General features: G+C 56.0%; 9 protein-coding genes, 4 tRNA genes and 2 pseudogenes. 4 read left to right on the top strand and 11 right to left on the bottom strand.

Annotated elements, in window-relative coordinates; translation table 11 throughout:
- The 6 genes and pseudogenes from ALQ04_RS27380 to ALQ04_RS23205 all read right to left on the bottom strand — a co-directional run.
- Positions 1-362: calcium-binding protein (locus ALQ04_RS27380; protein WP_310886516.1), on the bottom strand; the 362-nt coding region annotated here is incomplete at its 3' end.
- Positions 363-458: 96 nt separating this feature from the next.
- Positions 459-671, bottom strand: a pseudogene (locus ALQ04_RS27385) (calcium-binding protein); the annotation flags it as partial.
- Between the two features lie 50 nt (positions 672-721).
- A pseudogene (locus ALQ04_RS27520) lies at positions 722-3889 on the bottom strand (calcium-binding protein); the annotation flags it as partial.
- A gap of 102 nt (positions 3890-3991) precedes the next feature.
- Positions 3992-5413 (bottom strand): HlyD family type I secretion periplasmic adaptor subunit, encoded by a 1422-nt coding sequence (locus ALQ04_RS23195; protein ID WP_122318059.1) that lies wholly within the window; start codon positions 5411-5413, stop codon positions 3992-3994.
- Positions 5406-7568, bottom strand: coding sequence for a type I secretion system permease/ATPase (locus ALQ04_RS23200; protein WP_122318060.1), 2163 nt, complete (start codon positions 7566-7568; stop codon positions 5406-5408). Before ALQ04_RS23200 ends, ALQ04_RS23195 begins: the two co-directional genes overlap by 8 nt.
- A 149-nt stretch (positions 7569-7717) precedes the next feature.
- Positions 7718-9124: a TolC family outer membrane protein gene (locus ALQ04_RS23205; RefSeq protein ID WP_122318061.1), complete on the bottom strand. Its 1407-nt coding sequence runs from the start codon at positions 9122-9124 to the stop codon at positions 7718-7720.
- Positions 9125-9370: 246 nt separating this feature from the next.
- Here ALQ04_RS23205 and ALQ04_RS23210 point away from each other — a divergent pair, with 246 nt between their 5' ends.
- The 4 genes from ALQ04_RS23210 (at position 9371) to ALQ04_RS23225 (ending at position 12082) form a co-directional block, all read left to right on the top strand.
- Positions 9371-10000, top strand: a complete 630-nt coding sequence (locus ALQ04_RS23210; protein WP_122318062.1) for a DUF1780 domain-containing protein — start codon at positions 9371-9373, stop codon at positions 9998-10000.
- Complete coding sequence (locus tag ALQ04_RS23215) at positions 9997-10506, top strand: MOSC domain-containing protein (RefSeq protein ID WP_122318063.1); 510 nt, start codon at positions 9997-9999, stop codon at positions 10504-10506. Before ALQ04_RS23210 ends, ALQ04_RS23215 begins: the two co-directional genes overlap by 4 nt.
- Before the next feature lie 37 nt (positions 10507-10543).
- On the top strand, positions 10544-10717 hold the full coding sequence (locus ALQ04_RS23220) for a DUF3094 family protein (protein ID WP_122318064.1): 174 nt from the start codon (positions 10544-10546) through the stop codon (positions 10715-10717).
- A gap of 66 nt (positions 10718-10783) precedes the next feature.
- Positions 10784-12082, top strand: coding sequence for an NAD(P)/FAD-dependent oxidoreductase (locus tag ALQ04_RS23225; RefSeq protein ID WP_122318065.1), 1299 nt, complete (start codon positions 10784-10786; stop codon positions 12080-12082).
- 68 nt (positions 12083-12150) lie between these two features.
- Here ALQ04_RS23225 and ALQ04_RS23230 read toward each other — a convergent pair whose 3' ends face one another.
- The 5 genes from ALQ04_RS23230 to ALQ04_RS23250 form a co-directional block, all read right to left on the bottom strand.
- Positions 12151-13053: a DMT family transporter gene (locus tag ALQ04_RS23230; protein WP_122318066.1), complete on the bottom strand. Its 903-nt coding sequence runs from the start codon at positions 13051-13053 to the stop codon at positions 12151-12153.
- 184 nt (positions 13054-13237) lie between these two features.
- Positions 13238-13314: transfer RNA gene (locus tag ALQ04_RS23235), tRNA-Pro, on the bottom strand.
- A gap of 96 nt (positions 13315-13410) precedes the next feature.
- A tRNA-Lys gene (locus tag ALQ04_RS23240) sits at positions 13411-13486 on the bottom strand.
- Between the two features lie 5 nt (positions 13487-13491).
- A tRNA-Pro gene (locus ALQ04_RS23245) sits at positions 13492-13568 on the bottom strand.
- A 29-nt stretch (positions 13569-13597) separates the two neighbouring features.
- Positions 13598-13673 (bottom strand) — tRNA-Asn (locus tag ALQ04_RS23250).
- Positions 13674-13790: the final 117 nt, after the last annotated feature.

Consider the following 13790-nt stretch of genomic DNA (forward strand, 5'->3'; position numbering starts at 1 on the left):
CTGTCCGTACCGGCACCACCCCGAAGAGTGTCATCGCCTGCCTGACCATACAAATAGTCATCACCCAGACCACCGCTCAAGGTGTCATCAGTGGCGTAACCCCAGACATTGTCATTGCCGTCAGTAGTGACAATGGAAAGGGCTTTGATCTGATCGAGATTCCAAGTGGTGCCGTCAGCAAAGCGGATCTGTTCCAGAACGTAAGGTGTATCGCCGTCATTCTGGAAATAGCTGGAAACCGTCACTTTGTCAGTGGCGTTTTTCAGCGACAGAATCAGATCAGTGCCTGCCCGGGTGATAATGATATCGCTCGGAAGAATGTCGGCGGCGAACTCGATAACGTCGGTCTTGCCCGTACTCAAGTCGTAGTTGTTGATCGAATCCTGACCCCAGCCACGGCTGAAAAGGTACGTGTCGGAGCCTTCTCCGCCATGGAGGTAATCGTTGCCGATACCACCATCCAGTTGGTCGTTGCCCGAATCGCCATAAAGGTAGTCCGAGCCCTCTCCAGCCAATAACCGATCATGACCAGCACCTCCGTAGAGATAGTCATTTCCGGCTTCCCCGAACAGAGTATCGTCACCTGCTTCGCCCAAGAGACTGTCCGTACCGGCACCACCCCGAAGAGTGTCATTGCCTGCTTGACCATACAAATAGTCATCNNNTTCCAAGTGGTGCCGTCAGCGAAGCGGATCTGTTCCAGAACGTAAGGGGTATTACCGTCATTCTGGAAATAGCTCGAAACCGTGATCCTGTCAGTGGCGTTTTTCAGCGACAGAATCAGGTCATTGCCTGACCGGGTGATAATGATATCGCTCGGAAGAATGTCAGCTGCGAACTCGATAGCATCGCTCTTGACGGTACTTGAATCATTGTTGTTGATCGTGTCCTGACCCCAGCCCCGGCTGAAAAGGTACGTGTCGGAGCCATCTCCACCATAGAGGTAATCGTTGCCGATACCACCCTCCAGTTGGTCGTTGCCCGAATCGCCATAAAGGTAGTCCGAGCCCTCGCCACCAGACAACTGATCACTACCAGTGCCACCGTACAGGTAGTCATTTCCGGCTTCCCCGAACAGAGTATCGTCACCTGCTTCGCCCAAGAGACTGTCCGTACCGGCACCACCCCGAAGAGTGTCATTGCCTGCCTGACCATACAAACTGTCATCACCCAGACCGCCGCTCAAGGTGTCATCAGTGGCGTAGCCCCATATCACGTCATTTCCATTCGTAGGTACCGAAACTAAAGCTTTTATTTGCTCCAATTCCCACATGACACCATTGGTGAACTGAATGGCTTCAAGTTGATAACTGCTAACCCCATCATTTGAAAAATAGCCATAAACCGTAATTTTGTCGGCACTCCCCCTAAGCGAGAGAACCAGATTTAATTGGCTACGTGAAACCTCAATATCGGCAGGCGAAATATCAGCAGAAAATTCGATTACGTCACGTTTGCCAGTACTGAGATCATAATTACTGATAGTATCTTGCCCCCACCCGCGGCTAAAATAATACTTATCTGAACCCGCACCACCGGACAGGTCATCATTACCTGCCCCACCATTTAGCAGGTCATTGCCTTCATCACCCGAAAGTCTATCGGCACCAACACCGCCAACAAGAATATCGTCTCCTACACCACCGTAAATTGCGTCATTACCCTCACCCCCCGCCAAAACATCATTACCCTCATTACCGAAAAGATTGTCTTCCCCCGCCCCACCGTGAAGATAATCCTCGACAACAGATCCTAGTTGCGAGTCATTGTTTGAATCCCCTATGAAAACTTTATTTACACCTGAATACAATTCTCTCAGCTGCAACTTCTGGGCATCTGTCAGTTCAGCCAGCCAGATACTCAGTTGCTCACCCCACTCTCCATTCTCCATACCAATAGAAAGCTCTGACGCATCAACAATGCCCTGAACGGGGTCAGCGGCATGAGTCTCAATGAGTTTCTGGGTTATACGAGATGTATCAACACCTAATCCCTCGGCGCTGAGAGTAAAGCGCAGCTGCGACACATAATCACTTAACCGTGTCTGAAGCACCAGACTTGAATAAACCGAAGACGTCAGAGTATCGTAAGCCTTGTTGATCTGAGTGATCTGCTGAGCCTGAAATGTAAACATCTCCTCCGTGACATAGACAATTCCAATTGGATAAGAAACAGAGCGAACCACGCCCGTTCTACGATCACCTGTGGAAGATGAAATCAATACCTGTTTCTTTTCCTCTTCACCTGACTCCTCTTTGGCGAACCTGAAATACTCAATACCAGTAAAGGCCTCAAGAATTTTGATCTTTTCGATCACAGCCTTAATTTCTAGCTGGCTGGCAGTCGGTTCACGAGATGGGATGGGCTGACCACCTGCACCGCCATTGTTACTGGCGATAAATTCATTATTGGGTTTTTCCCAAGAATAGGAGAAGCGAACCTGATAACCCATGGTAGAGAGGTCTTCTACCCGATCGTCAAAACTTTTAAGCGTACTGGTGTCGGCCCAGGCAGCCACCAGACCATCTATCAATGCAATCTGTCCCTGACGGCTGGTTGTCGATTTGTAAACGGCCAGCACATCCTGAAGATCGCTATTAATCATCGCTGCCTGCCGCAGATCGCGCACAGCACCGGAGCCCGTCATTTCAGGCAAGGCTGCTACTTCAGAGCTGAGCTCAATCTCGTCAGGAAACTCTCGATAAAAGGTATTCTTTACAAAGTTAATGCTACCGACCGCGCTATTCACAGACTCCCCGCTCTGAGCGTCGGTATGTGTGTAGGAGCCTGTTGCGGTAATGATATTACCGTTATTTCCATATCCGCTTTCGACACTCTGTAACCCGATACCGGTAATCCCCAGCTCGCCCAGAGTCTTGAGCTCTAACGCCTGAGAAATACCGTCTTGGTTAGCATCACGCCAAACCTTGACCAAGTTAAAGTTCTCATCCGCCACGTCAAACATGCCGTCGGCGTTACTGTCCAGGTCAGCCAGAGCTTCAAAGCCGTTAGTGGCCTTGGCACCATTGGACATCACCCGGTCCACACCAAACAATTCAGTACCATTATTGATAATGTTGTCGCCATTGAGGTCCATGACCAGCAAGCCGTCATCAGAGCCTACCCACCCTGTGCCGGTCTTGTGACCGTCGCCATCATGATCGAAAACAATTCCGACATTGCTGGATACCGTTTCGATTCCGTCACCGTCAAGATCAAGAATCAACGGGTCGACAAACTGAAGAGCGGCACTTAACTGGGAATACGTACCAAAACCGACTCCGGGATGTCCAAGTTTCTGTTTCAGCCACTCAGCGTGAGACAATTCTGACCCCGAATTGATCCATTCGCCACGCGTTTTCATGAGTTGGCCGGTCCACGACCCCTCTACCAAGTTATAGAAAGTCTCCGCAATATCAGTGAGACTCTGACCTAAAATTTTTGCACCTTGTTCAGTTTCCAGGGTCCAACCGCCCTCAGGGGTATAGGTCGCTTTCGGTTGCCCTGTCAGTTCTATCGCACCATAGGGAGTTTTTATGCCGATTTCGGGTCCGGCTACCTCTGCCTTGGTCAGAGTGACACCGCTACCGTTCACCTGCCCAGACACCTCTACCGAAGCGCCGCCAGGCAGGCCAACAGAGACACTAACCTCCCCGCTCCCATTACCTGTTACAGTTGTATTACCTGCACCCCAAGTATAGGAAAGCTCTCCACCAGAATATCCGACTTCATTACCATTTTTATCTGAAACCTTGATATCTCCGCCGGCACCAATATTCAGGGTATTTCCCGCCGAATCTTTGACCGTAATGCCGTCTGCCCCAATTGACACGCCCATAACCAAACTCCTTTCAATATAGAGAGTAAATCTGTTAACCAGCACTGGCATCACGATCCCAAGATCGCAGAAGCACACAAAACACAACTAAAAATCCAGTTGAAAAACAGCCACTAGAAGCAAAGGAACAAAAAACCAAAGCAAAACATTAAACTACCGTTCCCTCAAACTCTCCGACGCATGCTGCTGCAACGGACTCAGGAAATACTCAATAACCCGTCTCTTATTAGTCTTGACTTCCGCCGTCACCGCCATACCCGGCGACAACTTGATATCCGTACCATTGATATTCAGCGAGTCGCTGTTAAGACGAATCTTGCTGCTGTAGATCAACCCACGTTTTTCATCTTCGATGGCGTCGTTGGAGACGCTGATGACTTCGCCTTCAATCGTGCCGTATTTGGTGAAGTTGAAGGTTTCGACCTTGACGGTGACGGGCTGGCCGGCGCGGACGAAGCCGACGTCCTTGTTTTCCAGCATGGCTTCCACTTCCACCGGCTGGCCGTCGGGGACGAGGACCATCAGTGGTTGTGCGGGGGTGACGACGCCGCCGACGGTGTGGACGTCCAGTTGCTGGACGGTGCCGTCTACGGGGGCTTCCAGGGTGGTGAGGTCTTCCTGGTAGCGGGCCTTGGCCAGGTCCTGGCTGAAGGTGGCGATTTTCTGGTCGGCCTGTTGCAACAGGTCGAGCATGGCGCGGCGGGTCTGGGCGACGACGCCTTCGCGGCGGCGTTCGGCCTCCTGGCGGGCAGCGGTGGATTGCAGGACGCTGGCTTGTTGCACGCTGAGCTGGCGTTCAAGGTCGAGGCGGGCCTGTTCCTTTTCCAAGTAGGCGTGGCGAGCGATGTATTGTTTTTTCAGCAGGTTTTCATAGTCGCTGGCCAGTTTGGTGGCGATTGGCAGGGTTTTCTGCAGGCTCGCGACCTGAATGCGCGCCGCCTGAATATCGGCCTGGCGTTGCTGGATTTCGGCTTCGGCCAGGTCGAGGCTACTGCGGTACTCCTGATACTGGCCTTGCAGCCAGCGCTCGGCCGCCAGGACATGTTCGGGATCGGCGTCGCGAATGATGCCGGTCAGTTCACGTGGCGGTTTGCGCTGGTTGATGGCGTCGAGCATCGCGGCGGCGCGGGCGTTGTCGATGCGTGCCGCCAGCAGGTCGCTGCGTACCCGGCCAACATCGGCATCGGCGGCGGTGGAGTCCAGTTCCAGAAGCAACTGGCCAGCCTTGACCGCTTGCCCGTCACGCACGTGAATGGCCTTGACCACTGCCGTTTCGCTGGACTGGATGACCTTGGTCTTGCCGCTGGGAATGACCTTGCCGCTGGCCGTGGCGACCACATCGATTCTGCCCAGGCAGGCCCAGAGCAGCGCCAGTGCGGCGAAGGCCATGATCGCCCACATGAAAATGCGCGGTGCCGGATGGCTCGGTTTGTCCTGCAGTTCCAGGGCCGCCGGAAGGAATTGCACTTCATGGGCCAGACGCTTGGGTGCATCCATTTCATGACGGCGCCGCCAGGACTGGCGCCAGACCCGACGATAACGTTGCAGCAGACCGCTGGATTCGGCGTTAGACATGACCACCTCCTTGCTGCAGGCGATGCAGGCGTGAGTAATGGCCGGCTTGATGAGTCAACAGTTCGGCATGGGTGCCTTGCTCGACGATCTGCCCGCGATCGACCACCACGATCCGGTTGGCATCGCGGACCGCAGACAAACGGTGAGCGATGATGATTACGGTGCGGCCTTTACAGATCGCCTGCATGTTCTGCTGGACGATGCGCTCGGACTCATAGTCCAGCGCACTGGTCGCCTCGTCGAAAATCAGGATGCGCGGGTTGCCCATCAGGGCGCGGGCAATGGCAATACGTTGCCGCTGCCCACCGGATAGCGAAGCGCCGTGCTCACCGACCATGGTGTCGTAACCTTCCGGCAGTTCCAGAATGAAGTCGTGGGCGCCGGCCAGTCGTGCCATCTGCATCACGGTTTCCAGCGGCGCACCGGCGTCGCTCAGGGCAATGTTTTCGCGGATGCTGCGGTTGAACAGCATGTTGTCCTGCAACACCACGCCGATCTGCCTGCGTAGCGAGGAAACATCGGCCAGCGCCAGGTCCATGCCGTCTACCAATACCCGTCCGCGTTCCGGCACGTAGAGCCGCTGCAACAGGCGCGTCAACGTGCTCTTGCCGGAACCGGAGCGGCCGACCACGCCAATCACCTGGCCGGGCTCAATGTTGAGGTTGATACCACGCAGGATCTCCGAGCCATCCGGGCGATAGCGGAAATGCACCTGGTCGAACTCGATGCGGCCCTTGATCGGCGGCAGCGCGCTGCGCGTGGCCTGGGACAGTTCGTTGCGGGTGTTGAGAATGTCGCCCAGGCGCTGTACGGAAACGCCGGTCTGCTGGAAGTTGGTCCACAGTTGCGCCAGACGCATGATCGGCTGGGCAACTCGTCCGGCGAGCATGTTGAAGGCGATCAACTGGCCGACCGAAAGCTGGCCCTCGATGACCAGACGCGCGCCGAACCACAGCGTTGCCACGGTGACCAGCTTGCCGATCAGCGAGACGCTTTCGTTGGCAATCGTCGACAGGTTCTGGGTCTTGAAACCGGCGGCGACATAGCCGGCCAACTGGTTATCCCACTTGCGGATGGCCTGCGGTTCCACGGCCATGGACTTGAGAGTATCGATACCGTTGACGGTTTCCACCAGAAACGCCTGGTTCTCCGCACCACGGGCGAAGCTGTCGTTGAGGCGTTTGCGCAGCACCGGAGTAATCAGCACCGACACCAGAATGTACAACGGCAGCGACAGCAGGACGATCAGGGTCAGCCAGCCGCTGTAATAGAACATCACGGCAATGAACACCACCGAGAACAGCACATCCAGCAACAAGGTGATGGCGTTGCCGGTAAGGAAGTTGCGGATGTTTTCCAGCTCTCGCACCCGCGCCACCGAATCCCCGACGCGACGCGCCTGGAAGTACGACAGCGGCAAGGTAATCAGATGGCGGAACAGCTTCGAGCCAAGCTCGACGTCGATCCGGCTGGCGGTATGGGCGAACACATAGGTGCGCAGGCCCGACAGCGCCGACTCGAACAGCATTACGCCGGCCAGACCGATGGCAATCACGTCGAGAGTGGTCAGGCCGTGGTGGACCAGCACCTTGTCCATGACCACCTGAAAGAACAACGGCGTGATCAGGGAGAAAATCTGCAGGACAAAGGACACCAGCATCACTTCGCCGAGCAACTTGCGGTATTTGACGATGGCCGGGATGAACCAGGTGAAGTCGAAACGCGAAGACTCGCCCGGTGTGCCAGCTTCCGAGCGGATCAGCAATAACTGGCCGGTCCAGCGTTCCTGCAAGGCCTCGAACGTGATCACTTCCGGACGCTGGGCCAGAGGATCGTGGATCAGCGCCTTGCCTTGATCGAGGCGCGCAATGATAAAGAAGCCGCCGTTGTTATCTGCCGCGATGGCTGGTAGTGGCGTGCGGTCCAGACGCTCGGTGGTGGTCTTGGCCGCCTTGGCTTTCAGGCCAAGCTTGCGGGCTGCCAGCAGCAGGCTGTCGAGGGAGAGAGACTGGTCGGGGCTGCCAAACTCATGAGCGAGCTGGTCTGGCGAAGCAGCGACCTGATGGAAGCGGGCGAGCATGACCAGCGAGGCCAGGCCAGTGTCGAGACGCGGAGCACTTTCAGGCATCTGCGTGCCCATTTCTGAATCGTTCATAGCGCTTCCATGCCGAGATGCCACGGGGGTGGGCAAATCTGATCAAGTTGTTAAACAATGGCAATACGCCACTGTGATGAATATCACATTTTGAAAAACTAATGTATCGAGATCGTTACCCGACAGATAAACGACCTGGAAAAACCCATTCAAAGGCCGGGCGGCAGAAAATCCCGGGCCGGGTCGTAGTCCTGTTTCAGGTAAAAGGCGAGCGCCTTGAGGTCGTCCGGGCTCAGAGTGCCAGCGGCCTGTTTGAGCTTGAGATTGTCGAGAATGTAGTCATAGCGGGCATCGTTGTAATCGCGCACCGCCGCATATAGCTGACGCTGGGCATTGAGCACGTCGGCAATATTGCGCGAGCCGACATCCACGCCCACCTGATTGGCTTCCACGGACTTCTGGCCGGAAACGATGCTCTGCCGGCGAGCCGTGATCTGCTCGATCCCCGCATTGATACCGCGAAAGGCGTTGCGCGTGTTCAGCACCACTTCGCGGCGGCGGTCCTCCTGCTCATCCTGACTCTGATAAAGACGCTCGGTGGACTCCCTGATCTGCGAGTTGGTCATCCCGCCCGAATAAAGGGGAACACTGAGTTCAATACCGATGCTGCTTTGCGCAACCTTGTCGCGATAGCCGTTACTGCCAAAGTCGGTAGGGTTGCTGTAGCCGAAACTGTCGTTGTCGCCCTTGCGGTAGGACGCCACCGCATCGATGGTCGGCGCGTGGCCGGCCTTGCGCTGGTTGAGTGTTTGTTCGGCGGCATCGACCGCATGCTCACTGGCTTGCAGCTCCAAATTCTGCCGCACGGCGGTATCGACCCAGGCGCGCGCGTCATTGGGCACTGGCGCTTCTACCGGCAACTGGTGGCCCATGCCGGCAATCGAGGTGTAAGTGTGTTTGGTCAGGCGCTCCAATGCTTCATAGGCATCGTCCACACGGCGCTGTACCTGCTGACGGTTGGCGCGGGCATTGTCGTAGGCAGCCTGAGCGTCATATACGTCAGTGATGCTTGAAGCACCATCTTCCAGACGGCCCTGCGCCTGATCGCGCTGGCGCAACAAGGCGGTTTCTTCGGCCTGGGCGGCGGCATAGCCGTCCAGTTGGCGCAGGGTTTCAAAGTAGGCCTGGGCAGCCGTCAACAGCAGCGTCTGCTCCTTGGCTGACAGCTCCAGCTCGGCCTGGCTCACGCTGGATTGCGCAGCCTTCAACTGGAACCAGCGATCAATCCGGAACAATGGCTGGCTGAGGTTGGCGCGAAAGGTCATACCGCTGCGCTCGCGACTCAGCGAGGGTTCGTCACGCTCCAGGCGGGTCACTTCGGAGGTCGCGCCAGCGGTCAGGTTCGGCAGCAGTCCGGCCCGCGCTTGCGGCACCGCTTCGCGCTGAGCTTTATAGGCGTGACGGGCGGCCGAAAGTTGCGCATCGTTAAGGGCCGCAGCCTGATAAACGCTCAACAGATCGGCATGCTGCCCAGGCACATCACGCGCAAAAGCCGCCTCGCTGAAGGCACAGATGCCGCACAGAATGAACAAACCAAGAGACAAAGAGGGATTCATCGACGTTCCATGCGCAAAAGGACTTCCTGAGCGCCATTTAATTGGCTCGCCAAGGGTTCGGCGTAGAAAGCAAAAGCTTTAGCCCGCTAAAACGGTATTTTTTGCCCCAGCCGTTGCCCTGGAAGGCATCCCGGTTCGCTCGCCACAAAAACCCTGCCCTCCAGCACCTTCAATTCGCGCAAAAAACCCTCGAAACACCTCAGTCTTTATTTTTCACGTTCACATTTGGGCGCTAAGCTTGGGCTCATGGATGACTCAGACTACCTGCGCCTGCTCACAATCCAGGCCGAACAAGCCAACTCCTTCCTTTCCAATGCGAGAAAGTGGGAACGCGAGCGCTGGGTTTGCCAGCGCCTGCTGCAGGGTTTGAACATTCCCCATCGCCACGAAGACTTTCTGCCGGCGGGGCAGGAGCCTCCTGATGTGTTGTTTCGGGATGCCTGCTTTGAAGTGTTCTTCGTACTGGATGAAGGTCGGCGCCTCAATGATGAGTGGCGCGAAGAGCTGGAACGACGACGAAGTGCGTTCTCCCTGAGCCAATTGGTACGTCGCGAGGCCAAGCCAAAGCGTATTCCGGCCTCGGAGCTGCTACGCAGGCTGGCTCCGACGCTGCGCAAGAAAGCCAGTAATTACCGCGAGCGCGGCCTGGATCTTGGACAGCTGGATATCATCGCTTTTGCCAGCCTCAAGCGTGAAGTGCTGGACCTCAACAGTCACTTTCCACCACCAACGGAATACCTGCGCCAGGGCTGGCGTTCGCTGTCGCTGGTCGGCCCGACCTTCGCTCGGGTATTGTTCGCACATCCGGACGCTCCGGATTTCCTGCGGACCAATCTGGGACGCAGTGTCGTCTTCGATGTTGGAATCAGTTTATGAGTCCCCTGCAAGAACTGCTGGCCGATGTTCCTCAACAGGGCACGGTTCGCTGGATCGGTGTACGCCCACAATCACGCCTCGACATGATCGAGCTGGAAGCCGTGGAAGCGCGTCGCGAAGCCGGACTGACCGGTGATCACTCGCGACCCGGCCCGCGCAACGCCCGCCAGGTGACCTTGATACAGTGGGAACATCTGCCGGTGGTCAGCTCATTATTGGGGCGCGCTGTGGATAACCCTGTGGTGCCGCAGGATCTGCGCCGCAATCTGGTGATCAGCGGCATCAACCTGTTCAGCCTCAAGGGACGGCGTTTCAAGGTGGGCCAGGCGATTCTGGAAACCACCGGCTGGTGCCAGCCCTGTGCCAGGCTGGAACAGCGCCTGGGGCATGGAACCTTCCAGGCCATGCGTGGCCATGGCGGAATTACCGCCCGAGTGATACAAAGTGGCATCATTCGACTGGACGACGTACTGCGAGTCGAACCACTGGAACTAGCAGCGGTATAACACTCTGACAGCGGACATCGTTCACGAAGAGGCAAATATGAGCAGCCGCCTGAACCCCGACGACCAAAGACGTGTCCAAGATTACCTTCAAGCCCCCCAGCATCAAGTCGAGCGTCGGCCATTTCGGCCCTGGCTGCTCCTTGTTCTGGTGCTTGCCGTTGTCATCGGCCTGGGCCTATTGAGCCGTTTACTGAGCTATCTGACGCTATGAGCAGCCTGGCGCTCGCGAAGATCGAGCTCTTACCCCCGAATTCCTTAAACCTTCCGAGTAATCCTTATGACTCATCGTATTGTTATCGTTGGCGGAGGCGCTGGCGGTCTGGAACTGGCGACCCGCCTGGGTAAAACCCTGGGCAAGAAAGGCACGGCCAGCGTAACGCTGGTGGACGCCAATCTGACCCATATCTGGAAACCGCTGTTGCACGAGGTTGCCGCCGGCTCGCTCAACTCTTATGAAGACGAGCTGAACTACGTAGCCCAGGCCAAATGGAACCACTTCCAGTTCCAGCTCGGGCGCATGACCGGACTTGATCGTGAAAACCGTCAGATCCACCTCGCCGCCACCCTCGACGAGAGCGGTAATGAACTGGTCCCGGCCCGCAGCCTGGGTTACGACTCGCTGGTGCTGGCCGTCGGCAGCACCACCAATGATTTCGGCACCCTTGGCGCTGCCGAGCATTGCCTGTTCCTTGATACCCGCAAACAGGCAGAACGCTTTCACCAGCAATTGCTCAACCACTACCTGCGCGCCCACGCCGGACAAGCCGATAGTGCGCAGGAAATCTCGGTGGCCATCGTCGGCGCTGGCGCAACCGGTGTCGAGCTGGCAGCAGAACTGCACAACGCCGCCCATGAACTGGCCGCTTACGGACTGGGCCAGATCAAACCGGAAAACCTGCGCATCACCGTGATCGAAGCAGGTCCACGGGTGCTGCCTGCCTTGCCGGAACGGATTGGCAGCCCCGTGCACAAAACCCTGGAAAAGCTCGGCGTTACGGTACTGACCAATTCGTCCGTCAGCGAAGTAACCGCCGACGGCCTGATCACCGCCAGCGGCCAGCACATTCCGGCAGTCCTGAAAGTCTGGGCGGCGGGTATTCGCGCACCGGCCTTCCTGCATGAACTCGACGGGCTGGAAAGCAATCGCATCAACCAATTGCAGGTGCTGCCAACCCTGCAAACCACCCGGGATGAAAACATCTTTGCCTTTGGCGACTGCGCTGCATGCCCGCAGAAGGGCACCGATCGCAACGTCCCGCCACGCGCCCAGGCCGCTCACCAGCAGGCATCATTGCTGGTCAAATCGCTGCGCCTGCGGATCGAAGGCAAGGAATTGCCGGAATACACCTACAAGGATTACGGCTCGCTGATCTCGCTGTCGAGCTTCTCGGCGGTGGGTAACCTGATGGGCAATCTGACCGGCAGCGTGATGCTTGAAGGCTGGCTGGCGCGGATGTTCTATGTCTCGTTGTATCGCATGCACCAGATGGCGCTATACGGCACTTTCCGCACCCTGATGCTGATGCTCGGCAGCCGGATCGGCAAAGGCACCGAGCCAAGAATGAAGTTGCACTAAAGCGTTGTTCGCGAATGAATTCGCTCCTGCACAAAGCGGAGCGGATTCATCCGCGAAAAAAAACCACGCTAGGACTTCACCTCGACTAGCGCAGGCGCGGCATCTTTCTTCATCGCAAAGAGCAAGCCCGCGATGATGCAAAGTCCTCCAAAGGTCCCCGCAATTCCCAGCATTTCACCAAAGAAACAGAACGCAAACAGCGTGGCGAACAACGGATCGCTGGTTTCAATGATCTGCACCTTGCTCGCCTCCCCTTCATCTACGGCCTTGGTCGTGCAATAGAAGCCGCCAATAGTGGGCAGCAAAATCAAGGCGGCGATGGCCAGAAGAGCAATGCCGCTCGGAAGTGAAAAACCTTCTTTCAGTAAAGGCACCAGCAGATACAGGCTGCCGAAACCAAAAAGCCAGGCCAGTTGCGGCAAGCCACTTCCAATGTTCATCAGCTTGGAGGTGAAGATGAACAAGGCATAACCCAAGCCCCCCAGCAGCGCCAGGGTGATACCCAGATAGCTGCCGCTGATCTCGCCTTCGTAGCTCAGAATCAGGTAGACACCCGCCAGAATGGCTCCAAAAGCGACAATCTTGTTCAGACCGATTCGCTCCCCCAGAAACAGGGCTGACAGGATTATGGTCATGCCGCCAGCGGCATAAAGCAGGAATGCCACCAACGGTATGGAAGCCTCTTCAAAAGCCCAGGTTTCAAAAAAGTAGAGGCAGAATATTCCCAGAAAGGCGAGCACGGCGAATTGAGGCCATTTGCTGGCCAGCGCCACGGTTTCCCGCCTGCGCTCCTGACTGATGGCGCAATAAAGCGCAATAACCAGAAAGGCTCCAAAGCACTTCCAGAAGGCAATCTGATTGGAGGTCGCCCCGTGTGCAAAACCCATGCGGGTAAAAACACCGATACTGCCATTCAGAACCGCGGCAATCAGTGCAAAAAACTCGGGGCGTTTGAGTAAGCTGGTGCTCATGGATATTCCTTACCTGGAGATGGAGTAGCCCCGTTCTTGTTAAACGATGGCAATGCTTCCTTGCTAACACTGTGATTTTTATCACGCACAAAAGAAAAATGCCCGGTTTTAGCAAAAGCTAAATCCAGGCATCTTTCGTTCGTATCAAAAGTAGCGATATAAGCACTACTCTTGTACTGATATATGGTCGGGGTAAGGGGATTCGAACTCCTGACATCCTGCTCCCAAAGCAGGCGCGCTACCGGACTGCGCTATACCCCGTTGAAATCAAGACACCTCAACAAGCTGCCTGCGAAATGATGCGAATGGCATCAGATCTTTAAGATTCGGCTCCAAGGTTACCCTTGAAGCCAAAAATGGTGGGTCGTGTGGGATTCGAACCTACGACCAATTGGTTAAAAGCCAACTGCTCTACCAACTGAGCTAACGACCCAAATATGGTCGGGGTAAGGGGATTCGAACTCCTGACATCCTGCTCCCAAAGCAGGCGCGCTACCGGACTGCGCTATACCCCGACTGAAACTGCATTGAATCTATCGAAATCTGGCTCCACGACCTGGACTCGAACCAGGGACCCAGTGATTAACAGTCACTTGCTCTACCAACTGAGCTATCGCGGAACTTTGACTTCAGATTCAATTTACTGCATTGAATCAACTCGCTGTTAACTCGTTAATTCAACCTCTTCGACCTTTACGCTTCGTTTGCAACGTTGCGTTCACGTCTCTGAGGCGCGC

Source organism: Pseudomonas cichorii, assembly GCF_003700275.1.
GTDB lineage: Bacteria > Pseudomonadota > Gammaproteobacteria > Pseudomonadales > Pseudomonadaceae > Aquipseudomonas > Aquipseudomonas cichorii_B.

Bases quoted from the DNA above. Each gene is read 5' to 3' on its own strand.
- ALQ04_RS23210 (WP_122318062.1), top strand. From the start codon at position 9,371: ATGGATGACTCAGACTACCTGCGCCTGCTCACAATCCAGGCCGAACAA.
- ALQ04_RS23230 (WP_122318066.1), bottom strand. From the start codon at position 13,053: ATGAGCACCAGCTTACTCAAACGCCCCGAGTTTTTTGCACTGATTGCC.
- ALQ04_RS23205 (WP_122318061.1), bottom strand. From the start codon at position 9,124: ATGAATCCCTCTTTGTCTCTTGGTTTGTTCATTCTGTGCGGCATCTGT.
- ALQ04_RS23215 (WP_122318063.1), top strand. From the start codon at position 9,997: ATGAGTCCCCTGCAAGAACTGCTGGCCGATGTTCCTCAACAGGGCACG.
- ALQ04_RS23225 (WP_122318065.1), top strand. From the start codon at position 10,784: ATGACTCATCGTATTGTTATCGTTGGCGGAGGCGCTGGCGGTCTGGAA.
- ALQ04_RS23200 (WP_122318060.1), bottom strand. From the start codon at position 7,568: ATGAACGATTCAGAAATGGGCACGCAGATGCCTGAAAGTGCTCCGCGT.
- ALQ04_RS23220 (WP_122318064.1), top strand. From the start codon at position 10,544: ATGAGCAGCCGCCTGAACCCCGACGACCAAAGACGTGTCCAAGATTAC.
- ALQ04_RS23195 (WP_122318059.1), bottom strand. From the start codon at position 5,413: ATGTCTAACGCCGAATCCAGCGGTCTGCTGCAACGTTATCGTCGGGTC.